Annotated in this window: 23 protein-coding genes and 1 other RNA gene; 12 read left to right on the top strand and 12 right to left on the bottom strand. The window is 60.9% G+C overall.

Annotated features, from left to right (window positions below; translation table 11 throughout):
- Window positions 1-42 precede the first annotated feature (42 nt).
- Together HFC70_RS04250 and HFC70_RS04245 are read right to left on the bottom strand one after the other, a co-directional pair.
- The gene (locus tag HFC70_RS04250; RefSeq protein ID WP_168471967.1) at window positions 43-363 is read right to left on the bottom strand and encodes a low molecular weight protein tyrosine phosphatase family protein; all 321 of its coding nucleotides are present in this window, start codon (window positions 361-363) and stop codon (window positions 43-45) included.
- Window positions 364-443: 80 nt separating this feature from the next.
- Window positions 444-1,190 (bottom strand): YebC/PmpR family DNA-binding transcriptional regulator, encoded by a 747-nt coding sequence (locus tag HFC70_RS04245; protein ID WP_168471966.1) that lies wholly within the window; start codon window positions 1,188-1,190, stop codon window positions 444-446.
- 220 nt (window positions 1,191-1,410) lie between these two features.
- Here HFC70_RS04245 and HFC70_RS04240 point away from each other — a divergent pair, with 220 nt between their 5' ends.
- Window positions 1,411-1,914 (top strand): pyridoxamine 5'-phosphate oxidase family protein, encoded by a 504-nt coding sequence (locus HFC70_RS04240; protein WP_168471965.1) that lies wholly within the window; start codon window positions 1,411-1,413, stop codon window positions 1,912-1,914.
- A 63-nt stretch (window positions 1,915-1,977) separates the two neighbouring features.
- On the opposite strand, the gene HFC70_RS04235 is transcribed toward HFC70_RS04240, so the two are convergent.
- The 5 genes from HFC70_RS04235 to HFC70_RS04215 all read right to left on the bottom strand — a co-directional run bounded on the left by HFC70_RS04235 (window position 1,978) and on the right by HFC70_RS04215 (window position 5,441).
- Entirely contained in the window at window positions 1,978-2,757 is a 780-nt protein-coding gene (locus HFC70_RS04235; protein WP_246735652.1) for an MBL fold metallo-hydrolase, read from the bottom strand.
- 187 nt (window positions 2,758-2,944) lie between these two features.
- Window positions 2,945-3,769 carry a TIGR00282 family metallophosphoesterase gene (locus HFC70_RS04230; RefSeq protein ID WP_168471963.1) on the bottom strand — a complete coding sequence of 275 codons (825 nt, stop codon included), beginning with the start codon at window positions 3,767-3,769 and terminating at the stop codon, window positions 2,945-2,947.
- A 12-nt stretch (window positions 3,770-3,781) separates the two neighbouring features.
- Window positions 3,782-4,360, bottom strand: coding sequence for a 5-formyltetrahydrofolate cyclo-ligase (locus HFC70_RS04225; RefSeq protein ID WP_168471962.1), 579 nt, complete (start codon window positions 4,358-4,360; stop codon window positions 3,782-3,784).
- A 59-nt stretch (window positions 4,361-4,419) separates the two neighbouring features.
- Window positions 4,420-4,626, bottom strand: coding sequence for a hypothetical protein (locus HFC70_RS04220; protein ID WP_168471961.1), 207 nt, complete (start codon window positions 4,624-4,626; stop codon window positions 4,420-4,422).
- A 47-nt stretch (window positions 4,627-4,673) separates the two neighbouring features.
- Entirely contained in the window at window positions 4,674-5,441 is a 768-nt protein-coding gene (locus HFC70_RS04215; RefSeq protein WP_168471960.1) for a Crp/Fnr family transcriptional regulator, read from the bottom strand.
- 419 nt (window positions 5,442-5,860) lie between these two features.
- Here HFC70_RS04215 and HFC70_RS04210 point away from each other — a divergent pair, with 419 nt between their 5' ends.
- On the top strand, window positions 5,861-7,903 hold the full coding sequence (locus HFC70_RS04210; RefSeq protein WP_168471959.1) for a methyl-accepting chemotaxis protein: 2,043 nt from the start codon (window positions 5,861-5,863) through the stop codon (window positions 7,901-7,903).
- A 278-nt stretch (window positions 7,904-8,181) separates the two neighbouring features.
- Window positions 8,182-9,423, top strand: coding sequence for a cyclopropane-fatty-acyl-phospholipid synthase family protein (locus HFC70_RS04205; protein WP_168471958.1), 1,242 nt, complete (start codon window positions 8,182-8,184; stop codon window positions 9,421-9,423).
- 7 nt (window positions 9,424-9,430) lie between these two features.
- Here HFC70_RS04205 and HFC70_RS04200 read toward each other — a convergent pair whose 3' ends face one another.
- The 4 genes from HFC70_RS04200 to HFC70_RS04185 all read right to left on the bottom strand — a co-directional run bounded on the left by HFC70_RS04200 (window position 9,431) and on the right by HFC70_RS04185 (window position 11,154).
- The gene (locus HFC70_RS04200; RefSeq protein WP_168471957.1) at window positions 9,431-10,072 is read right to left on the bottom strand and encodes an FMN-binding negative transcriptional regulator; all 642 of its coding nucleotides are present in this window, start codon (window positions 10,070-10,072) and stop codon (window positions 9,431-9,433) included.
- A 160-nt stretch (window positions 10,073-10,232) separates the two neighbouring features.
- A non-coding RNA gene (gene ssrS / locus HFC70_RS04195) (6S RNA) lies at window positions 10,233-10,391 on the bottom strand.
- A 62-nt stretch (window positions 10,392-10,453) separates the two neighbouring features.
- The gene (zapA, locus tag HFC70_RS04190; protein ID WP_168471956.1) at window positions 10,454-10,840 is read right to left on the bottom strand and encodes a cell division protein ZapA; all 387 of its coding nucleotides are present in this window, start codon (window positions 10,838-10,840) and stop codon (window positions 10,454-10,456) included.
- Between the two features lie 44 nt (window positions 10,841-10,884).
- Window positions 10,885-11,154, bottom strand: coding sequence for a DUF4164 domain-containing protein (locus HFC70_RS04185; protein WP_168471955.1), 270 nt, complete (start codon window positions 11,152-11,154; stop codon window positions 10,885-10,887).
- 333 nt (window positions 11,155-11,487) lie between these two features.
- Here HFC70_RS04185 and tkt point away from each other — a divergent pair, with 333 nt between their 5' ends.
- From tkt to HFC70_RS04155, 6 genes are all read left to right on the top strand, one after another.
- Window positions 11,488-13,470, top strand: coding sequence for a transketolase (tkt, locus tag HFC70_RS04180; RefSeq protein ID WP_168471954.1), 1,983 nt, complete (start codon window positions 11,488-11,490; stop codon window positions 13,468-13,470).
- 81 nt (window positions 13,471-13,551) lie between these two features.
- On the top strand, window positions 13,552-14,562 hold the full coding sequence (gap, locus tag HFC70_RS04175) for a type I glyceraldehyde-3-phosphate dehydrogenase (protein ID WP_168471953.1): 1,011 nt from the start codon (window positions 13,552-13,554) through the stop codon (window positions 14,560-14,562).
- A 283-nt stretch (window positions 14,563-14,845) separates the two neighbouring features.
- A complete protein-coding gene (locus HFC70_RS04170) occupies window positions 14,846-16,681 on the top strand; it encodes a potassium/proton antiporter (protein ID WP_168471952.1) in 1,836 nt (611 codons plus the stop codon).
- 77 nt (window positions 16,682-16,758) lie between these two features.
- A complete protein-coding gene (pgk, locus tag HFC70_RS04165) occupies window positions 16,759-17,961 on the top strand; it encodes a phosphoglycerate kinase (RefSeq protein ID WP_168471951.1) in 1,203 nt (400 codons plus the stop codon).
- Between the two features lie 256 nt (window positions 17,962-18,217).
- Window positions 18,218-19,114, top strand: coding sequence for a fructose bisphosphate aldolase (locus HFC70_RS04160; RefSeq protein ID WP_168471950.1), 897 nt, complete (start codon window positions 18,218-18,220; stop codon window positions 19,112-19,114).
- A 217-nt stretch (window positions 19,115-19,331) separates the two neighbouring features.
- The gene (locus HFC70_RS04155) at window positions 19,332-20,243 is read left to right on the top strand and encodes a PhzF family phenazine biosynthesis protein (RefSeq protein ID WP_168471949.1); all 912 of its coding nucleotides are present in this window, start codon (window positions 19,332-19,334) and stop codon (window positions 20,241-20,243) included.
- Between the two features lie 6 nt (window positions 20,244-20,249).
- On the opposite strand, the gene HFC70_RS04150 is transcribed toward HFC70_RS04155, so the two are convergent.
- Window positions 20,250-20,405 carry a hypothetical protein gene (locus tag HFC70_RS04150; protein ID WP_168471948.1) on the bottom strand — a complete coding sequence of 52 codons (156 nt, stop codon included), beginning with the start codon at window positions 20,403-20,405 and terminating at the stop codon, window positions 20,250-20,252.
- 175 nt (window positions 20,406-20,580) lie between these two features.
- On the opposite strand from HFC70_RS04150, the gene HFC70_RS04145 reads away from it, so the two are divergent.
- From HFC70_RS04145 to HFC70_RS04135, 3 genes are all read left to right on the top strand, one after another.
- Window positions 20,581-21,873 (top strand): MFS transporter, encoded by a 1,293-nt coding sequence (locus HFC70_RS04145; RefSeq protein WP_168471947.1) that lies wholly within the window; start codon window positions 20,581-20,583, stop codon window positions 21,871-21,873.
- Window positions 21,870-22,061, top strand: coding sequence for a DUF1192 domain-containing protein (locus HFC70_RS04140; protein WP_168471946.1), 192 nt, complete (start codon window positions 21,870-21,872; stop codon window positions 22,059-22,061). The genes HFC70_RS04145 and HFC70_RS04140 overlap by 4 nt, the downstream gene beginning before the upstream one ends.
- Window positions 22,062-22,495: 434 nt before the next feature.
- On the top strand, window positions 22,496-23,011 hold the full coding sequence (locus tag HFC70_RS04135; RefSeq protein ID WP_168471945.1) for a DUF1465 family protein: 516 nt from the start codon (window positions 22,496-22,498) through the stop codon (window positions 23,009-23,011).
- The last annotated feature ends 12 nt before the right edge of the window (window positions 23,012-23,023 follow it).

The raw sequence follows: 23,023 nt of genomic DNA, 5'->3' as shown, positions 1-23,023 counted from the left end.
GCCGCCGTGGGCGCACGTATAAAAAAATCGGCAGGCAAGCACCTACAGATATTGTGGTACTTTTGCTTTCAGCAGGAGGACGAGTGCCGGATCCATGTAATCATACTCATCCGGAATATGAAGGCATATCAGTCTCTTATCTTTCAAGGCTGATCGGTACTTCTGTTGCATCTTGTTACGATGGGCCTTCTCCATCACAAAGATGATGTCAGCCCATTCAATCTCTTCGTCCGACAAAGGATTCTCGGCGTCATTGTTCGTGCCGGCAGAGAGTGTTTCGATACCTGGCCAGTCTGCAAAAACCTGTTCAGCAGTGGGGCTACGAAGCTTGTTCTGACTGCAAACGAAGAGAATCTTTTTCATCGAAACGCCTCACCATCAGCTAAACAAAAAGCCCGGCATTCTCAGGTGCCGAGCTTCAAGTTCGCTTTGGTCCCCCGCAATCAAGCCGACAGCTTGGCCATCACTTCATCAGACACTTCGAAGTTCGAGAAGACGGTTTGCACGTCATCGTCGTCTTCCAGGGTGTCGATCAGCTTCATCAGCGACACGGCGCGTTCTTCGTCGACCGGCACGGTGTTCTGCGGCTTCCAGATGATCTTGACGGTCTCGGCTTCGCCCAGCACGGCTTCCAGCGCCTTGGAGACTTCGCCGATGCTTTCGAATGCGCAGATGATGGTGTGGCCATCCTCATCGGTGGAGACGTCTTCGGCACCGGCTTCGATGGCGGCTTCCATCACCTTGTCGGCACTGCCGGCGGACAGCTTGTAGCTGATTTCGCCGACCCGGTCGAAGGAGAAGGAGACCGAGCCCGTTTCGCCGAGCGCCCCGCCGGCCTTGGTGAAAGTCGAGCGCACGGTGGAGGCGGTACGGTTGCGGTTGTCGGTCAGCGCGACCACGATGACGGCGACTCCGCCCGGGCCGTAGCCTTCGTACCGGACCTCTTCGTAGTTTTCACCATCGGAACCCGAAGCCTTCTTGATGGCGCGGTCGATATTGTCTTTCGGCATCGACTGCGCCTTGGCGTTCTGGATCGCCAGGCGCAGGCTGGCATTCATGGCCGGGTCAGGCAGACCCGACTTCGCCGCGACGGTGATTTCGCGCGCCAGCTTGGAGAACATTTTCGACCGCACGGAATCCTGTTTTCCCTTGCGGTGCATGATGTTTTTAAACTGTGAATGGCCAGCCATGGCACCCCTGCTTCAGGTCTAATTGTTCGGAATGGGCGCCTTATACGGGCGTTGCTGCCGCCATTCAAGAGGATTGCCGGCTTTTAAAGGCCAAGAGGCTTCCACCGTCGGCCGGTACCGGCCAAGAGCTCGAACCATCGGCATCACCCGCTCTTCGGAACAAACCGCCCGCTGCAACCGTTCGGCCTTTCGAATGCGACTGCAAACGAGAGGAAACGAAATGGCCAGTTTTTCTGAAGCACGGGAAGCCCCCGCCAGCCAGCTGTGGGACGAGATCGACAAGATCCATGCCGGCATGTTGGGCCTTGAAGGCAGCCATATGCATATGCAGCCGATGGCGCCGTTCGCCGATCCGAAGACCAATACGATCTGGTTCTTCTCCAAGTCCACGACCGATCTGGTGCAGCAGATCCGCCCCGGCACACGCGCCCATTTCTGCGTAGTCGGCAAGAACCACGACTATCACGCCTGCCTCTCCGGCGTCATCGAGCAACGCAACGATCCGGCCAAGGTCGACGAATACTGGAGCTCGATCGTTGCCGCCTGGTATGAACACGGCAAGAAAGATCCGACGCTCGTCCTGCTGGCGCTGCATCTCGACGATGCCGAGATTTGGGCCTCGACCGGCAGCACGCTCAAGTTCGGCTGGGAAATCGCCAAGGCTAACCTCAACGACGAGAAACTGCCGGATGTCGGCGTGCACCGCCGTCTGGCCTTCGCCTGACCTTTTTGTCTTCACGATCCAGACAGGCGCAGTCGATCGGCTGCGCCTTTTCGTATGCGGCGATCACACGCCTTTCAAGACAAGAATGAGCGGCTTCTTCGGCAGGGTCCGCATCGACACCGTCACGCCCGGACTGTCCGACAGCCGCCAGTCGAAACTGGCGTCGAACATCGACAGGAAGCCCTCGATCGGCGGGCCGCGCCGGTGCATCGGCAGGATCAGCGCCGAGCGCAACCGCTTGATGGTGCGGCTCATGCTGTCGGCCCCCATGGTCAATCCACCGTCGACCGGCACCATCACGATATCGAGGCGGCCGATCTCGGCATAGTGCTTGTCGGTCAATTCGTGGTGCAGATGACCGAGATGGCCAATGCACAGGCCCGCCACCTCGAAGATGAAGATCGAATTACCATTGGCCTCGAAGCCGCCGAACGAGCGAATGTCGGTCGCGACATTGCGGACATAGGCATCGCCCAGCACAACATGATGCTCGACCTTTTCGCCGGGACTTGCCGCATTCCAGCCCTGCAGCACATGGGCAATGCCGGGATCGGGCGACAGCGTATAGTGGCTCGAATGGGCCTTGTTCATCGTCACCACATCCGGCAGCCGCGCCGAGCGCAGCCAGCCATTGTAGTCCGTGGCGATCTGAATGCCGCCGGGCGTATCGATCTGGAAGGTCGAATGGCCGAGATAGGTGATTGTCACGTCTTCGGCCAGCGCCGCGAACTGTTGCGGACCGGGCTCCGGCTTGAAGCTCGCAAAGGTGACGGACGGCAGCGCCTCGGCCACCAGCTGGCATTGACTGACGGGCGGGCGGTCCTCGGCCGCGATGCCAGGCATCCCGGTGGTCAACAGACCAAAAACTGCAAAGGCAAGTTTCAGCAGCATCATGCCGCTCCCGCGCCGAACCATTGTCGACGTAAAGGATGCGGCAGGCACTCCGCGAGGTAAAGCCTGAAGACGAGCCTCTCCGCTCACATTTTCGTCAACACCCCGGCCTGCCCACAGTTGAGGCAGAACCGTTCCATCAGCGCCAGAAATCCGGGATGGTCTCGGCCAGCCTCGGCCCGAGCCGTAGCGGGGCTATCTTTTCGGCCAGACCGGTGCTGTCGGAGATGTCCACGCCGACGCCGCAGATCGTCGCCGGACCGTGGGCAGCCTCGAAACGGCCTTTCGGCATCTTGGAAATGAAGCGGTTGAGCGGCTCTTCCTTTTCCATGCCGAGCGACGAATCGTAGTCGCCGCACATGCCGGCATCCGACATATAGGCCGTACCGCCGTTGAGGATCTGGCAATCGGCGGTCGGCACATGGGTATGGGTGCCGACCACGAAACTGGCGCGGCCATCGACGAAATGGCCGAAACACTGCTTCTCGCTGGTCGCTTCCGCATGAAAATCGAAGATGATCGCATCGGCCTGTTCCTTCAGCGGGCACGCCGCCAGAATGCCTTCCGCCGACTTGAAGGGATCGTCGAGTTCGGGATGCATGAACACCCGGCCCATGATATTGGCGACCAGGATGCGGGCGCCGTTGCGGGCGTAATAGAGGCCGGAGCCCTTGCCCGGCGTGCCGGCCGGATAATTGGCCGGGCGCAGGAACTGGTCGTGGCGCGTACAGAAGGTCACCGCCTCCTTCTGGTCCCAGACGTGATTGCCGGTGGTCACCACATCGGCGCCGGCATTGATGGTCTCCAGATAGATGTCTTCGGTAATGCCGAAGCCGCCCGCCGCGTTTTCGCCGTTGACGATGACGAAGTCGAGTTTCAGGTCGGAGATCAATCCCGGCAGCCTCTCCCACACCGCCGTCCGACCCGTCTTGCCAACCATGTCACCCAGAAAAAGCAGCCGCATTCCGTTGTCCAGTCATCCCCTGAATTGCCGATATCCGCTTTCGGTGAGAATGGCGTCCAATCCCACGTCATGCGGCTCAAAGGGCACATGTGCCACTTCCTGGCAGTCGAATGCAATGCCGATCAGCCGCGGCACAAGGCCTTTTTCCCGCAATCGGGCAATCGCCCGGTCGTAATGACCGGCGCCATAGCCGATGCGGTGACCGTCGGCATCGAAAGCCGACAGCGGAACCAGCAGCACCGCCGGATCCACCACCGGTGCCTCCGGTCCCGGCCCACGTGTGCCGAAACCCGTATCGACCAGGTCCTGGCCCGTGATCAACTCGCGAAACACGATGGTCTGGCGGTCCAGGATGACCGGCAGGCAAAGCCTCGCGCCGCGTGCCTTGAGTCTGGCCATCAAAGGCCGCAGATCCGCCTCGGAGCGGATCGGCAGGAAGCCGGAAATGATCGTGCCGGGCTCGAAGGTGATGGCATCCCCACCGAATTCGGCCATGGCCAGGCTGTGTTCTATTCGGATCTCCGGCGCAATACTGTCACGAACGCCAAGCCGCTCCGCCCGCAGCTGCGCCTTTTTCTCTCTGCTTGTCATATACCCCGGTCGTGCTGATTGAATTGCGAGCACAATATTCAAACGCTCCGGCAATGCAATTATTCTACGATCAGACTCAGGACGAGAGCGACCAGCCCATCCTTGCTGGTGATGCCCCGCTCAAATGCGTGACTAAGAACCGTCGCGAGATCGGAACCATCTTCGCCATCTGGCGAAATTCCATGTTGCTCGCAGGCTTCGTTAAATGCTTCCAGAAGACTGCTGTCGGATGTCGCATCGATGGGCTTGTCAAAAGCGGAGGTCATGCTGCGTCCTCGAAAGGTTGCCGAGGTTGGAATGCACAACGTGTGTGTCAGACCGGCCCGGAAAGTGGTGCATCGTCCTTCGCAATCGGCTTCGAATTCCCCAGAGGAATGCCGGTCAATCGCTCGTATTCTTCCTCGGCCGGCCCATACGTACCTTTGGTAAGGCTTATGAGTCCCTCTCGGTCCTTAACGACAATTTCGCCGCGCTGCGACCTGATCAGGTAGCCGGATTCAAGAATCTGCAACGCCACAGTCACGCCCGGGCGCCGAACTCCAAGCATCATTGCAAGAAACTCATGGGTGACAAAAAAGCCGTCGTGATCTACGCGATCGTCCACCATGAGAATCCATCGAGCCAAGCGCTCCTCCAGCTTGATTTGGCCATTGGCCAAGGCCGTGTAGGTGGTCTGGATGCCGAGCGAGCGCGCATAGTGCATCAGCAGATCTGTGATCGCGACACTCTGGGACATGGCTTTATGCAGGTTGTCGGCCGAGATTCGCATCGCCGAACCGTCCATCTGCGTGAAGCAATCGAACGGACTTTCTGTATCTCCCAACGCAAGGGAGGTGCCTGTCATGCCATCCCGCCCGAAGAGACCGACTTCGACCGTCGTGCCGCCTTCTTTTCTGGCCACCACCGAACCCAGCCCGGACTCAAGAAAATAGATTAGATCGATCCGCTGATGTGCCGTCTCAAGCGATTGCCGAAGCCTGAGCTGCACCCTCTCAAGACTGGGAGCAAGTAAACTGAGGTCGGCGGGCGAAAGTGCACTGAGCAGACGGTTTTTAAATACGCTTGTGTTTTGTTCAGTCATCGTGCTCTCCGGGGCGGGGGCGAAAGCATGATGATCTTCCAAACGTCAGCGCCCTTGCGTGGCTGGCGACGCATATGAAGATGCGCTTAAAAAAGGCAGGACGCAACAACTTTTGTACGAATTCGTACCAATAAGGCGAACCATAAGTTGTCGCTCGCTCTGCAACTTGGATTGCTGCTATTCCGGTAAGGTCCTTCATGGGTCTTTGGGACGGAATGGTTCGACAACACCCATGTCTTGTCGCTCAAATCGCCTCGCGCCAAACCTGCCTGCTGGAAGGCGGCCTTGAAGCGCGCTTTATCCGAATTGGCAATTCACTTCGTCAACAGCGCCCAGCATCCTCCCAAAAAAAGCGAAACGATGATTTAACAGAAGTCAAGTAGAACCAAGGTATCTTATGTTGTAGGAAGGCCTGTTCCATGAAACTCTTTTCGCGCTTCGGTCTTGTCGGAACCGTCACGGCGACGACGATATTGATCCTCGTCCTGTCGCTTGGCGCTGTCGCCTGGGCCATTTCGAGCAGCATCAACAGCCGCATCGCCGCCCAGGCGATCGACGGCCAGAATGCCAGCCTCAGAACGGCAGCGACGATCGTCGAGCGCGACATTCCCGGCACCACGGTGACCTGGGGCAAGGACGGCAATGTCGAGCGCATCGTCATGACCGCCGTTCCGGATGCCTTTGCCGACCATAAGATGATCGATACGATCGGCCGCATGACCGGCCAGACGGCAACGATCTTTGCCTGGAACCCGGAAAACAAGGATTTCTGGCGCAAGACCACCAATATCATCAAGCCGGACGGCAGCCGCGCCGTCGGTACGGCCCTCGGCCAGACCGGCGCCGTCTATCCGATCGCCACCAAGGGACAGACTTTCCGCGGCGAGGCCGTCATCCTCGACGTGCCCTACTATACCATCTACCAGCCGATCTTTGCGCCGGCCGGTGAGGTCATCGGCATTCTCTACGCCGGCGTCCGCTCGGCCGATATCAACAGCATCGCCAACCAGATGGCCTGGACCATCGGCATCACCGCCGCCATCGTGCTGATCTGTGCCACCATTGTCGTCATCCTTTTTGCCAGCAAGATCATGGGACCGCTGCCGCAGTTGACGGCAACGGCCGGAAAGATAGCCGAAGGCAAGCTCGACCTGACCGTGCCGCACAAGGATCTGCGCAACGAGATCGGTGCTCTTGCCAACGCACTGGAAGTGTTCCGCGAAGGCGCACTGCAGAAGCAGGACCTGGAGCGTCGCGCCGCCGAACACCTCTCCCAGAGCGAAGAAGAGCGCCGCGCCCGCGAAGCGGCAAAGGCGGCGGAAGCCCGCGAAGTACAAAAGGCGGTCGATTCGCTCGCCGCCGGCCTGCAGCGTTTGAGCGAAGGCGACCTGACAATTCGCATCGATCAGCCCTTCACGGACGGCCTCGACAGCCTGCGCCTGAACTTCAATCATTCGGCGGAAAAGCTCAACAGCACGCTGGCCCAGTTGCGCGACGAAACCTTGGCCATCGAGGCCAACTCCAGCGAAATGCGCGCTGCGTCCAACGAACTGGCTGGCCGCACCGAGCAGCAGGCCGCCTCGCTTGAAGAGACCTCGGCAGCCCTCGACCAGATCACCGCCACTGTCCGCAACTCGTCGGCCCGCGCCGACGAAGCCTCCGAAATGGCCTCGGCCGCCCGCCAGAGCACCGAGGGCTCCAGCAAGGTAGTGTCCGACGCCATCGCTGCCATGGGCCGCATCGAAAGCGCATCCAGCGAGATTTCCAAGATCATCAACGTAATCGACGAAATCGCCTTCCAGACCAACCTTCTGGCTCTGAATGCCGGCGTTGAAGCAGCCCGTGCCGGCGAAGCCGGCAAGGGCTTTGCCGTCGTCGCCCAGGAAGTGCGCGAACTGGCGCAGCGCTCGGCCAATGCCGCTAAGGATATCAAGGCGCTGATCACCAAATCCGGCACGGAAGTGGCCGGCGGCGTGAAGCTGGTGCGTGAAACGGGCGAGGCGCTGAGCCAGATCTCCGAACAGGTCGCCAAGATCAACAGCCATATCGGCTCGATCGCCACATCGGCCCGCGAGCAGACCACCGGCCTGCATGAGATCAATACCTCGGTCAACCAGATGGACCAGTTCACCCAGAAGAACGCTGCCATGGTCGAGGAAACGACGGCCGTGACCCATCGCCTGGCCGAAAGCGCCACGGCGCTGGCAGGCCTTGTCGGTCAGTTCCAGGTCTCGGGCGCCGGCGCGCCTTCATCCCGGACAAGTCAGCCGATGGCCGCAGCACCCAGGACACCTGCCCCGACACGTTCCGTCTTCGCCAAGGTCAAGCCCGCCGAAACCTCCGCCCGGCCGGTCGCTTCGCCAGCCCGCAACATGGTCGGCAAGCTGGCCCAGGCCTTTTCCGGCTCCAAGGCTCCGGCGGCTGCAAGCCCGGCGACCAGCAATGACTGGGAAGAGTTCTGAGATCGGTCGGGCAGATCGGCTGCGGTCAGACGCCTCTCCGATAAGCAACGATCACCGCTTCGAAAATCGCCTCCCCGAGTCTTGCTCGGCCTTGAGCCGAGGATCCATATGTTTCAACGGGCATGGATGGTCAGGTCAAGCCCGACCATGACGAAGGAGAGGTTGGCGCACTTTATCAATGCAGGAAAGGCAGCCCCAGGGCTGCCTTTCCTGCATTGCGAAGCCGCGCTTTTTCGCTAGCATATCAACCTCAGGATCACTCCCCGGCGAGGTCATGCATGTTTCTGCTGTCGCATATGATGAAATCCTTTATCCGCAAGGGCCAGTTGACGGTCATCGATGCCGATGGCAAGCGCCATGTCTTTGCCGGCGAGCATGGCCCGCATGTCACCATGCGCCTGACCGACGCCAGGCTGTACCGCACGCTGGTCTTCAATGCCGAACTGGCGGCCGGCGAGGCCTATATGGACGGCACGATGCGTTTCGAGGAAGGCTCGACGCTGCGCGACTTCCTCACCCTGTTCTCGATCAACCGCCTGTCGCTCGGCTCCTATCCGATCCAGAAGCTGCTGCGCGCCGTCAAGATGCGCTTCCGCAAGCGACAGCAGTCGAACCGCAAAGGCCAGGCCCAGCAAAACGTCGCCCATCACTACGATCTCGGCAACGACTTCTACAAACTCTTCCTCGACAGCAACATGCTCTACTCCTGCGCCTACTTTCGCGAGCCGGACGAGACGCTGGAACAGGCCCAGCGCAACAAGCTGCGGCTGCTGGCCGCCAAGCTCGACCTGAAGCCGGGCATGAAAGTGCTGGATATCGGCTGCGGCTGGGGCGATCTCGCCCTCTATCTCGCACAATTGGAAGGTGTCGAGGTGCTCGGCGTCACCCTGTCGAAGGAGCAGCAGGCGCTCGCCACCCAAAGAGCCGAGGCGGCCGGCCTGTCGAGCCGCGTGCGCTTCGAGCTGAAGGATTACCGCGACCTCGACCAGACCTTCGACCGCATCGTCTCGGTCGGCATGTTCGAACATGTCGGCGTGCATCACTATGACGAGTTCTTCAAGAAGCTGAACGCCCTGATGCCCGACGACGGCATCGCCGTCCTCCACTCGATCGGCCATATGAGCCCACCCGGCATGGCCAGCGCCTGGCTGCGCAAATACATCTTCCCCGGTGCCTATTCGCCGGCGCTCTCGGAAGTCTTCGAGGTGGTGGAACAGAACAGCCTCTGGGTCACCGATCTCGAATTCCTGCGCGTCCACTACGCAACGACGCTTGCCCATTGGGAAAAGCGCTTCCAGGACAACCGCGATCAGGTGGTGGCGCTTTACGACGAACGCTTTGCACGGATGTGGGAATTCTACCTGATCAGCGCCGAGATGATGTTTCGCACCGGCAGCCAGCTGGTGTTCCACATGCAGCTGTCGCGCCAACGCGATGCCGCGCCGATCGTGCGCGACTACATTACCGACAAGCAGCGCGCCTATATCGAGAAGGAGAAGACGCTGGATCTCGGGGTTTGACCATCCGCTATTCGACCCGGCCGTAGAGCCGGACCAGTTCCGCCATATCGGCGGCCGACCAGGATGTCTCGGTGTCGAGACCCTGAGCAACTCCGCTGCGGTCCGCTTCCGGCCGGTTCTGGCTGACCTTCCATTTGCCGTCGATCTCGGTGATCTCGATCTCAAGGCCAACGATACCTTTGATCTGCGCATCGAGGAAAGCTCTGGGTGCATCGTCGACTGCCCAGGGCTCGGACCGTGTGCCCTCCTGCATCTCCGTCAACCGCCTGATTTGCCCATGCAGCCAGTCCGCGTCATCCATGACCCGCACTGTTCCCCTGATCTGCACGATCGCATAGTTCCAGGTCGGCACGACCTTGCCGGTCTCGCGCTTGGTCTCGTACCAGGATGGCGTGACGTAGCTCTGGGCGCCCTGGAAGACCACAAGCGCGCTCGCGCCTTCGGACAAAGCCTTCCACTGCGGATTGGCTCGCGACAGATGCGCCTGCAGCGTGCCCTTGGCCGAACGCGCTGCGTCGAGTTGGAAGGGAATGGGATTGGCAAGAATGCCGTCAACATTGGCGGAGATCAGCAATCCCAACGGATGAGCGGCAATCAGCGCCTGCATCACGTCTAGGCGGTCTTCGCGAAATTGTGGTGGTTGATACATCCGATCGGCATCCCGTACAGCGTTTTCAAACGATGCTATCGCAAGCACAGCCGCGGTCAATCTCGAAGAATGCGCAAGGCCGACAGCATCAGCCTTCGCCTGGGACTGCAACGCCGATGCAGCATGCACCGCAGTCGTCACAACATCAAAAAAGGGAGAAGTGCGATCCACGGCAACCGGTGGTTTTTTACGATCCTGGGTGCCTACAAACGTAGGTGGGCGCCGTGTGTCCAAGCCCACGGGCCTGGCCAGGGACAGCTCCCTTTGGATCGAGTATGGCCCCAGGGATTGTGGTACCTGTCGAGAGGCGCAGACCGCATTTTGAGATATAGGGCCGATCGACGCAAAGCGCCAGAGGCAGACCGCAGATCTTTGAATGAATTACGTTTCGGCCGGCGCGCGCTGCGAGGCGGGTGCGGTCAGTTTGCGGCTGATGCCGTTGAGACGTTCGGTGAGCTCGGCAATGGCATCCGTCAGACGTTCTTCCCGCGCCTGCGCGCTTTCAAGCGCGGTATCGCGACCCTGCCGCAGCGTCGCCAGTTCGGCCTCCATGCCGGCCAGCCGGCGCTTCATTTCGGCCAGCTCGTCCATGATCATGATGCCGGCCATGACGGTGATGCGCAGATCGCCGATCTCGCCGAACTGCCCTTTCAGATGGTTCACATACTGATCGAACTGGGTGGCAAGATCGATCAGATGACCTTCCTGCCCCTCCTCGCAGGCCATGCGATAGGCCTTGCCGTCGATCGTTACCGTAACCTGAGCCATAGAGCCTTCCGAATTGCAAAATCTGTGTGACCGGGCCGCCCGGTTTACCGGTCGAGAACGGCGCGGATCGTCTCCATAGCAGTCACAAGGCGGCGCGACACCTCCCTGTTGACCTCCTCCAGCCGATTGGCGCGAAATTCCGACTGGTCGAGTTCCTGCGCAAGCCGGGCACGGTCGGCATGAACGCGCCTGACCTCGCCCTCGACCTCGCTGCTTTCCCGCTGCAGTTCGATACGCATGTCGATCGCATTTTCAAGGCCGGCAATGGCTTGCCGCAAAGCGCTGAGCGCTGTTTCCGTCTTGTCCGTCGGCATTCCTATGTCCAGGCTTTCCCAAAAGGTCACCGAATCGACTCTGTAGACCCACTACAAAGATTGGTGACAGTACCCATCTGGATTGCCGCCCGTCAACAAAGCCACGGTTTCAACGGCTCCCTGCTTGTGGACGACGGGGCAGAAAGCCGTTGCCGGCGGACCTCTCGAAGGCAATGCCCAGCAAACAGGCAGAAGGCCAGAATCTTGACCTCCAACGGTCCAAGCGCTGCCGCTTTTGTTGACTTGCGCGATCCACCTGATAAGGATCAGCCGCTTTCAGATGGTTGCTGGAAAAGCTTCCATTCCTTGAGACCCGGAACAAGCGGAACAGTCATGATCTCTCCCGAAAAACATCATCGCATGGCCAATGCGATCCGTTTCCTCGCCATGGATGCCGTCGAAAAGGCCAATTCCGGCCATCCCGGCCTGCCCATGGGCGCCGCCGATATTGCCACTGTTCTCTTCAGCCGCTACCTCAAATTCGACCCGAAGAACCCGCTCTGGCCGGATCGCGATCGGTTCGTGCTGTCAGCCGGTCACGGCTCCATGCTCCTCTATTCGCTTCTCTATCTAACCGGATATGAGGACATGACGATCGAGGACATCAAGCAGTTCCGCCAGCTCGGCGCCAAGACCGCCGGCCATCCGGAATACGGCCATGCCTCCGGCATCGAAACTACCACCGGTCCGCTCGGCCAGGGCATTGCCAATGCCGTCGGCATGGCGATCGCCGAACGCAAGCTGTCGCAAGAATTCGGCTCCGAGCTGCAGAGCCACTATACCTATGCGCTGGTCGGTGACGGCTGCCTGATGGAAGGCATCAGCCAGGAAGCCATCGCCATGGCCGGCCATCTGAAGCTGAAGAAGCTGATCGTCTTCTGGGACGACAACAAGATCACCATCGACGGCGCCGTCTCCCTGTCGGATTCCACCGACCAGATCGCTCGCCTCAAGTCGGCCAACTGGAACACGATGGCGATCGACGGCCACGACCAGGAGGCGATTGCCGCGGCGATCGAAGAAGCCCACAAGTCGGACCGTCCGACCTTCATCGCCTGCAAGACCATCATCGGCTTCGGCGCCCCCAACAAGCAGGGCACCCACAAGGTCCACGGTTCGCCGCTCGGCGCCGAGGAAATTGCCGCGGCCCGCAAGTCGCTGAACTGGGAATCGGAAGCCTTCGTCGTGCCCGCCGACGTGCTGGACAGCTGGCGGCTTGCCGGCCTGCGTTCGACCAAGGCCCGCAAGGAATGGGAAGCACGACTTGCCGGCGCTGACGCCGAAAAGCGCGCCGAGTTCAACCGCCGCTTCGCCGGCGAATTGCCCGGCGGCTTCGACGCTGCCATCGACGCCTTCAAGAAGAAGGTCGCCGCCAGCAACCCGACCGTCGCCACCCGCAAGGCCTCCGAAGACACGCTCGAAGTCATCAACGGCCTGTTGCCGGAAACGCTGGGCGGCTCGGCCGACCTGACGCCGTCCAACAACACCAAGACCAGCCAGATGACGTCGATCACCCCGACCGATTTCTCCGGCCGCTATATCCATTACGGTATTCGCGAACATGCGACGGCCGCCGCCATGAACGGCATCACCCTGCATGGCGGCCTCATCCCCTATGCCGGCGGCTTCCTGATCTTTTCCGACTATTGCCGCCCCTCGGTGCGTCTGGCCGCCCTCATGGGCATCCGTGTCGTGCATGTCTGGACCCATGATTCGATCGGTGTCGGCGAAGACGGCCCGACCCATCAGCCGGTCGAGCACTTCGCCTCGTTGCGCGCCATTCCGAACCTCTTGCTCTTCCGCCCGGCCGACGAGACCGAAACGGCCGAATGCTGGCAGCTGGCGCTCAAGGAAAAGCACCGTCCCTCGGGCCTGGCGCTGACCCGCCAGAACCTGATCCCGGCACGCACCGAATACGAAGAGAAGAACCTCTGCGCCTACGGCGCCTATGAGCTGATTTCGGCCAGCGACGCCAAGGTATCGATCTTCGCCTCCGGTTCCGAAGTCGAAATCGCCATCAAGGCGCAAGCCGCACTCGCCGCCAAGGGCGTCTCCGCCCGCGTCGTCTCGGTTCCCTGCTTCGAGCTGTTCTTCGAACAGTCGGCCGACTACCAGAAGGCGATCATCGGCAAGGCGCCGGTCAAGATCGCCGTTGAGGCCGGTATCCGCCAGGGCTGGGATTCGTTCATCGGCTCGGACGGCACCTTTATCGGCATGAAGTCCTTCGGCGCCTCTGCCCCCGCCAAGGACCTCTACAAGCATTTCGGCATCACCGCGGAAGCGGTCGTGGCTGCGGCCGAGGCCAACCTCGCCTAAAGTCCCAATTGACGGAGGGCACCTTCCCGGCGCCCTTACGCACCATCAACTGAAGCTCTGTTTTAAAGCGGGAGTGCATCTATGACTGTGAAAGTTGCCATCAACGGCTTCGGCCGTATCGGACGTAACGTTCTGCGCGCCATCGTCGAGTCCGGCCGCACCGACATCGAGATCGTGGCCATCAACGATCTCGGCCCGGTCGAGACCAATGCCCACCTGCTGCGCTACGACAGCATCCACGGCAAGTTCCCGGCCGATGTGAAGGTCGAGGGTGACACCATCATCGTGGCCGGTGGCAAGCCGATCAAGGTAACCGCGATCAAGGATCCGGCGACCCTGCCGCATGCGGCACTCGGCGTCGACATCGCCATGGAATGCACCGGCATCTTCACCTCGCGTGACAAGGCCGCCCTGCATCTCCAGGCTGGCGCCAAGCGCGTCATCGTCTCGGCTCCGGCCGAAGGCGCTGATCTCACTGTCGTCTTCGGCGTCAACCATGACCAGCTGACCAAGGATCACCTGGTCATCTCCAACGCATCGTGCACCACCAACTGCCTGGTGCCGGTCGTCAAGGTCCTGGACGACGCCATCGGCATCGACCATGGCTTCATGACCACGATCCACTCCTATACCGGCGACCAGCCGACGCTGGACACCATGCACAAGGACCTCTACCGCGCCCGTGCGGCAGCGCTCTCGATGATCCCGACCTCGACCGGTGCCGCCAAGGCCGTCGGTCTCGTGCTGCCGCACCTCAAGGGCAAGCTCGACGGCACCTCGATCCGCGTTCCGACCCCGAACGTCTCGGTCGTCGACTTCAAGTTCGTCGCCAAGAAGACCACCACGGTTGCCGAAGTCAACGAGGCCATCAAGTCCGCCGCCAACGGCGCGCTGAAGGGCATCCTCGGCTACACCGAAGAGCCGCTGGTGTCGCGCGACTTCAACCATGACAGCCATTCGTCGATCTTCGCCATCGACCAGACCAAGGTTCTGGAAGGCAATTTCGTGCGTATCCTCACCTGGTACGACAACGAATGGGGCTTCTCCAACCGCATGGCCGACACCGCTGTCGCCCTGAGCAAGCTCATCTGACAGCAACGCGCAGTCAAACCCATGAAAAAAGGACGGATCGGGCAATCGATCCGTCCTTTTATTTTTGTTCCATCGCCCTACTCTGATCATGATTGGCGGCAAGATTGATCACTGGCGATTCCGCCGCGTTTTCCAGGCTGTTGCGTCCGCCCATCCAAACCTTGGCATAGCCGACGTTTTTCGCGCCGGTTGCCCTGTCTTATTGGGATAGGCCGACCAGACCCGATGGACTGTACGCAGGCGGCAAAGCCGAGAGCGACGGGTGAAGCGGAGAGGCACGGGTTTGGAAAACTTTTACATCGTCATGCTAGTCCTGACTGCCCTCGTTCTTTTCGCCGCCTTTTCAAGCCTTCTCGCCTTCCGCTTCGGTGCCCCCCTCCTCCTGCTGTTCCTGCTGATCGGCCTGGCGGCCGGCGTCGATGGCTTCGGCATCGACTTCAGCAACAATTCCGCCGCCTATATGCTGGGCTCCGTGGCGCTCGCCATCATCCTCTTCGATTCCGGCTACCGCACCAATATCCAGTCGTTCAAGCTCGCCGCCGTGCCGGCGATCACGCTTGCCACCTTCGGCGTTCTGGTCACCGCCGGCCTGTTCGGGCTGGTGGCCAGCTGGGTGCTGGGTTTCTCGCTGCTCGAGGGCATGCTGCTCGGCTCCATCGTCGCCTCGACCGACGCTGCCGCAGTGTTCTTCCTGTTGCGCATCGGCGGCATCAGCATCCGCGACCGGGTCCGTTCGACGCTCGAGGTCGAATCCGGCACCAACGACCCGATGGCGATCTTCCTGACCATTGCCCTGGTCGGGGCGCTCAGTGCGCAGGAAAACGGATCTACCCTCGGCTTCGGCCTGCTCCGGCTGTTCGTCGAGCAGATGGGCATGGGTGTGGCGCTCGGCCTGATCGGCGGCGCGCTGATCGTCTTCGTCATCAAGCGATTGAATGTCGATCGCGGCCTGGCACCGATCATCGTGCTGGCGCTCTCCATGCTGGTCTTTTCCTATACCGGCGCCGTCGGCGGCAGCGGCTTCCTTGCCGTCTATGTCGCAGGCATCTATGCCGGCAACCGCAAGATCCCCGGCGGCGTCACCATCGCCCGTTTCCAAGACGGCATGACCTGGCTCGCCCAGATCATCATGTTCCTGGTGCTCGGGCTGCTCGCCACGCCCTCGCAATTTCCGCAGATCATGATCCCCGCGGTAGCGCTCGCTGTCTTCCTGGTGTTCATCGCCCGCCCGCTCGCCGTCTGGCTGTGCCTGCTGCCCTTCGACTACACCCAGCAGGAAACCGGCTTCATCGCCTGGGTGGGCCTGCGCGGCGCGGTCTCCATCCTCCTGGCCATCCTGCCGATCATCGGCGGCCTGGAGAACGGCCAGATCTATTTCAACATCGCCTTCATCGTGGTGATGATCTCGCTGGTCATTCAGGGCTGGACCATCAAGCCGGTGGCCAAGAAGCTCGGGCTGATCGTGCCGCCGCGCATCGGCGCGATCGACAAGCTGGAGCTGGACCTGCCGGGTGCTGCCCATCACGAGCTTCTGGCCTACCGCGTCGTGGCCGACAGCCCCGTGCTGCGCGGCGAGCGCATTCCCCGCTGGGCCATGCCGTCTCTGGTGATCCGCGACGGCAAGTCGATGCGCTACCAGTATGCCGGGCGTCTGAAGGAAAACGACAAGGTCTATCTGTTCATCGCGCCCGGCTATTCCCGCCTGATCGACAGGCTGTTTGCCAGCAAGCTCCCGGTCGATGCGAATGACACCGAATTCTTCGGCACCTTCGTCATCTCGCCATCGCGCTCGGCGGCCGAACTGGACATCGCCTACGGCCCGGATATCCTGACCGAAATCGACAAGACCCGAACCATCGGCGAGCTGATTGAGTTGAAGCTCGGCGGCAAGCCGGACTATGCCGACCGGGTGCGGCTCGGGCGCATCATCCTGATCGTCCGCGACCTCGATGAGTCGGGACATATCGCCTCAGTCGGCATCTCGATGGAGCCAGTGGCACCGGCAACCCGTTGGCCGATTTTCCTCAATATTCGCGAACTTGCCCATCTCCTGCGCGATTTTCTGCGGAAATATCGAGTCCGGCGGCAAACGTTCTGGCAGTCGAAAAAACGTTCCTGATCGCCTTGCGTCCGGTCGCAGGCATAGTATGGTCCGCGCCATAACCCTCCGATTTCAACAAGACAATGGGTGGAAACATGCCGGCCTTCAAGACTCTCGACGATTTGACCGACATCGCAGGCAAGCGCGTGCTTGTCCGCGTCGACCTCAATGTTCCGGTTACCGACGGCAAGGTCAGCGATGCGACACGCATCGAACGCGTCGCACCGACCATCCGCGAACTCTCCGAAAAAGGCGCCAAGGTCATCCTGCTCGCCCATTTCGGCCGGCCGAAAGGCGAGGTCGTGGCCGACATGTCGCTCGAGCCCATTGCCCATGCGGTCGAGGAGATCCTCGATCAGGCGGTGGCCTTTGCCAGCGACTGTATCGGCCCCGTCGCAACGGACGCGATTGCCAAGATGCAGAACGGTGACATTTTGCTGCTTGAGAACACCCGCTTCCACAAGGGCGAGGAAAAGAACACGCCGGAATTCACGCAGGCCCTGGCCGCCAACGGCGACATCTTCGTCAACGACGCCTTTTCCGCCGCCCATCGCGCCCATGCCTCGACGGAGGGCCTGGCCCACCATATGCCAGCCTATGCCGGCCGCACCATGCAGGCAGAACTCGAGGCCCTGGAAAAGGGTCTCGGCAAGCCGACCCGCCCGGTCGTCGCCATCGTCGGTGGCGCCAAGGTCTCGACCAAGATCGACCTGCTGATGAACCTGGTCAAGCGCGTCGACGCGCTGGTGATCGGCGGCGGCATGGCCAATACCTTCATCGCCGCCCGCGGCACCAATGTCGGCAAGTCGCTCTGCGAGCATGATCTAGCCGACACGGCCAAGCAGATCATGATCGAGGCCGCCACGGCCGGCTGCGCCATCGTGCTGCCGGAAGACGGCGTCGTCGCCCGCGAATTCAAGGCGGGAGCTGCCAACGAAGTGGTCAGCATCAACGCGATCCCCGCCGATGCCATGGTTCTCGACGTCGGACCGAAGTCGATCGAGGCGATCAATGGCTGGATCTCCAAGGCTGCCACCCTCGTCTGGAACGGCCCGCTCGGCGCCTTCGAAATCGAACCCTTCGACAAGGCAACGGTTGCTGCAGCCCGGCATGCGGCCGAGCGCACCAAAGCCGGCAAGCTGGTGTCGGTTGCCGGTGGTGGTGATACGGTCTCGGCGCTCAACCATGCCGGCGTTGCCGACGACTTCACCTATGTCTCGACCGCCGGCGGCGCCTTCCTGGAATGGATGGAAGGCAAGGATTTGCCCGGCGTCTCCGTCCTGATTGACGTCAAGTGACGAAAGGCAGGCGGCAGGCACATTCGGCTGCCGCTTGCAACCTCTCAGACGCTTTCCAAAACTTTCAAACGATTGAAACCATTTCAATCGTTTCAAGTACTTATGGGCTCATTCCCCTTTAAAAATACTTCTGTTATCCGCCGATGGTAGCCTTGGGATATCCGGGGATTGAACCATCCGGCGTTGCCGGTTGTTTGTAAAACCAGAGAACAGACGTGAGCGCGGAACGCGCCATTTTTAGCGATAGGAGTGAGACATGGTGGACGCGAAGATGTTGAACAAGATCAGCTCGGCGCCGGGATTCATTGCGGCGCTGGATCAGAGCGGTGGTTCGACACCCGGCGCACTGCGTCTCTACGGTATTTCCGAAACCGACTACCAGGGCGACGAGGAAATGTACCGCCTGATGCATGCCATGCGCGTCCGCATCATGAGCGCCCCTGCGTTTACGGGCGACAAGGTGATCGGCGCCATCCTGTTCGAGCGGACCATGGACGGCGAGGCCGCCGGTCAGGCCGTCCCCTCCTATCTCTGGGAAAAGCGCGGCGTCGTGCCCTTTCTCAAGATCGACAAGGGCCTTATGGCGGAAGAAAACGGCGTTCAATTGATGAAGCCGATGCCCGATCTGGATGCTCTCCTGATCCGTGGCCGGAATAAGGGAATTTTCGGAACCAAGATGCGCTCGGTGATTGGCCACGCCGACAAGGCGGGGATTGCAGCCGTCGTGCAGCAGCAGTTCGAGGTGGCGCGGCAGATCATCGGCCAAGGCCTCATGCCGATCATCGAGCCTGAAGTCTCGATCAAGAGCCCGACGAAGGGCGAGGCGGAAGCCATTCTTCGCGACGAGATCACCCGGCAGCTCGATAAGCTTCCCGCCGGCGACGATGTCATGCTCAAATTGACGATCCCGACATCGGCCAATTTCTACGCTCCTCTGGTCGCTCACAAATCGGTCGTCCGGCTCGTCGCCCTGTCCGGCGGCTACAGCCGCACGGACGCCTGCGAAAAGCTGAAGCAGAACCATGGCATGATCGCGAGCTTCTCGCGCGCGTTGACGGAAAACCTGCGTGTCACGATGAGCGACGCAGAGTTCAATGCGAGCCTGGCCGAGACGATCGACGAGATCTACGCCGCCAGCGTGAACAAGGCCTGATACGGCCCCGAGGCATGGGGAGCGGCAAGTCGGAAAATCTCGCCTGAGTCCTCTTATCGATCGACCTGAGACATCACGCCCGGCTGCGCCCCAGCAGTCGGGTTTTTGCGTGTCCGGGCAACCGTAATTGTCTCGGCGACAAGTTTGGGGGTTCCGCCACGACCGCCGGCCGATTTAGCTAAGGCCAAATCTCAAGCGACCATCGGAGCGCCTTCTTATGACGACCTATGCCTTTGTCACCGTCGATGTCTTCACCAACGAGCGCTTTGCCGGCAATCCGCTTGCCGTCATCCTTGATGCCACCGGCATGAGCGACGATCGCATGCAGGCGGTCGCCGCCGAATTCGGCTATTCGGAGACCACCTTCGTCCTGCCGCCGCAGGATCCGGCCCATACCGCTCAGGTGCGCATCTTCACCCCCGTCACCGAAGTGCCCTTCGCCGGCCATCCGAATGTCGGCACGGCCTTCGTGCTCGCCAATATGCCTCAAGTGTTCGGCAAGGCGCCGGGCGAGCGGCTGGTCTTTGAAGAAAAGGCCGGCCTCGTCGAGGTCGAGGTGCAGCGCCAGGACGGCAGGGCCGTCAGCGCCGCCATCGTCGCGCCGCAGCCCTTGAGCATCGGCAGCACGGTCGATACCGCCCTCCTGGCGCGCTGCGCCACCCTCGCCGGTCCCGACATCGAAACGGCCCGCCATGCGCCGGTCTTCGTTTCGGTTGGGCTGAAATTCATCGTCGCGGAAGTCGCGTCTCTCGAAGCGCTCGGCCGCTCCAAGCCCGACATTGCCGCCCTTGAAGAGGCCGTCCAGCGCTATGCCCACGAAAACTGCGACTGCGCGCTGTTCCTCTATACCCGCCAGGGCGGCAATCACCTGCGCGCCCGGATGTTTGCGCCCTTCGACAATGTCCCGGAAGATCCGGCGACGGGGAGCGCCTCGGCGGCCCTTGGCGCCTATCTCGCGACGCTTGCCGGCGAGGACGACCTGGAAACGGATTTCAGGATTGAGCAGGGCGTCGAGATGAAGCGCCGCAGCGAGATCGGCATCCGTGTCAGCAAGACCGGTGGCGTGGTGACACGGGTCGTTATCAGCGGCGCCAGCGTCGAAGTCCTGCGCGGAACCCTGGACGTCTGAACGGCGTCAGGGGCGGATCAGCAGCGTCACCGACCAGATCACGAAGGCGATCACCGCGATTTTCCAGAAGTCGCTGCGCTTCTTCAGGCCCGGCAGGCCGAGCGGCCTGATGATCTGGATGGCCATGGCCAGGATGAGAAACCCGGAAATCACCTTGGTCATTGCATATCCTTGATGAAGCAAAGGGAACAATGCCATAGGGAAGACACTTTCCCTTTCCAACATTGTCCACCATGGCGTTATCGCCAGACCCGCCGCTGCGCAAGCTTTTCGATGAACGGTGACGTTGCAGCTTACCCGCCCTTGCTTTTTCGGCAAACACACGCGACACGGGATCATGAGAAGAAATCTATTTCCTGTCCTCTCCCTGCTGCTTGGAACCCTCTTCCTCTTTCTCGGCAACGGCCTGCATGGGCTGCTGCTGCCGGTTCGAGGTTCGGCGGAAGGCTATTCCAACGAGATCCTCGGCTTGCTCGGCACGTCCTGGGCTTCGGGCTTCGTGCTGGGCTGTTTCTTTGCTCCGAAACTCGTCATGCGCGTCGGTCATGTCAGGGCGTTCTCCACCTTCATCTCGGTGATCGCCATCGTCGCCCTGACCACCGGCGTGGTGGTCGACCAGTATTGGTGGGTGGCGCTTCGCGCCCTGACCGGCTTCTGCACCGCCGGTACATCGATGATCATCGAAAGCTGGCTGAACGAGCGGGCCACCAACGAAAGCCGCGGCACGATCTTCTCGTTCTATATCTCGATCACCCTGTTCGGCGTGGTCGGCGGCCAGATGCTGGTGCCGTTCGGCGATGTCTCGACGCCTATTCTCTTCATGTTCTGCGGCATCTTCTATTGCCTGGCCATGCTGCCGACGACGCTGTCGACCGCTGCCTCGCCGCAACCGTTGAAATCCGTCAAGCTCGACCTGCCCCGGCTCTACCGCAACTCGCCGGTGTCCTTCGTCGGCATCCTGCTGATCGGCATCGCCAACGGCGCCTACGGCACGCTCGGCGCCGTGTTCGGCGCCAGGGCCGGCATGTCGGGTACGACGATCGCCCTGATGATGAGCCTGACGATCTTTGCTGGCGCCGCCATGCAGTTTCCAGCCGGCAAGCTGTCCGATGTGACCGACCGCCGCTTTGTGCTGGCCGGCATCGGCCTCGCGGCGGCCCTTGCGGCCCTGCTGATCGTGGTCTTCCAGCCGCACAATCCGATCGTGCTGATCGCCCTTGTCGCCTTTTACGGGGCAACCTCCAACGCGCTCTATCCGATTGCCGTCGCCCATGCCAACGACTTTGCCGATACCGGCGATTTCGTCAAAGTATCGGGCGGACTACTGCTGCTGTTCGGTATCGGCACCATCATCGGCCCGACGCTCGGCGGCCCTGTCATGACCCATCTCGGACCCTATGCGCTCTTTGCCGTGACGGCGAGCGCGCATATCCTGCTGTGCGCATACGCGCTGTTCCGCAGCCGGCTCAGAGCCGCGATCCCGGCCGCCGAACGCGGCAGTTTCTCGTCCATTCCGGTATCCACATCGCCGATGAGCACGCCTGAGAGCCTGTCGCTCGATCCGCGTGCCGCACCGTTGGACGGATCCGCAAGCCCTCACGACGACGCCATGAAGGAGGCCAAGGCATGAGCTTTCTCGACGAAGACCGCCCGAAGAAGCCCGCGGGCCACGAACTGGGTTGCGATCTTTCCTTGCTGTCGGCAGACGAATTGACGAGCCGAATCGCCCTGCTGCGCGAGGAAATCGAGCGCCTTGAAGCCGAACGCACCAGAAAGACGGCGGGCCGGCAGGCGGCCGAGAGCTTTTTCAAGTCGTAAAGACGGGCGCCGCAGACCCTGAGTCGGCCGAAGGCCGCATGTCAGCTAGCCTTCTCATGCCAAGTATTATTTCAAAATGGGCAGTGGTATTCGATAACGGGACGTGGGCGTTGCCGTTTATTCAGTCGGTTAACCCAAAATTAAGCGTCATGTGGGATTGTATAGTCATCCGGAGCTTCTGGATTCAGGCAGTTTCACCGCTTGGCGAATTGGTCTGATTTTTCTCCCTGTTTTACCTTGAGAGCCGCATTTGCGGCTCTTTTTTTGTTTCTGCCACAATCCTAACTCAAAACTGTGGGAATTAACCCTTCTTTAAGAAACGGCTTGCGCATTTCGGGTATTGGTATCATCGTTAGGCCAATCAGACGGCAGCCGGCTCCCCGGACACGCTGTCATACCTGAAGTAAGTGATGCGTAAGGCAGGGATCATGTCAATGTCGGAACTTGGATTGAATACAGTCAGCTTTGCCGGACGTGCCGCCGCATCGTCGCAATTCAAGGCGACCTATGCTGAAGGCATGGGCCTGGTCGAAGAAACCGCCGCCTATCTCGACGGACCGGGCCGCTCGGCTGCCAAGGTTCTACCGCGTATGGCCTCCGTGCTTTACGCAGCCGAATCCATGCGCCTGACCACCCGCCTGATGCAGATGGCCTCGTGGTTGCTGCTGCAGCGCGCCGTCAACAATGGCGAAATGAGCCGCGAACAGGTTATCTCCGAGAAGAGCAAGGTCCGCCTCGATGGCTTCAACGTCGACCGTTCGGCGCCGGGCTGGCTCGATCTGCCGGAAGCCTTCCGCGATCTGGTCGAGCGCTCGTTGCGCCTGCAGAACCGCATCGCCATTCTGGACCGTGAGATCTATCGCCCAAGCGAAGCTGCCATCGTTCCCGACAACGAAAACAGCGTTCAGGCCCAGCTCAACCTGCTGCGCACGGCCTTCGGCACCAACTGATCCTTTGACGAG

The sequence above is a fragment of the Agrobacterium sp. a22-2 genome (genome assembly GCF_012276985.1).
Lineage (GTDB): Bacteria > Pseudomonadota > Alphaproteobacteria > Rhizobiales > Rhizobiaceae > Allorhizobium.
The sequence above is the reverse complement of the archived record's forward strand: the minus strand, read 5'-3'. Positions and strand labels throughout refer to the sequence as shown.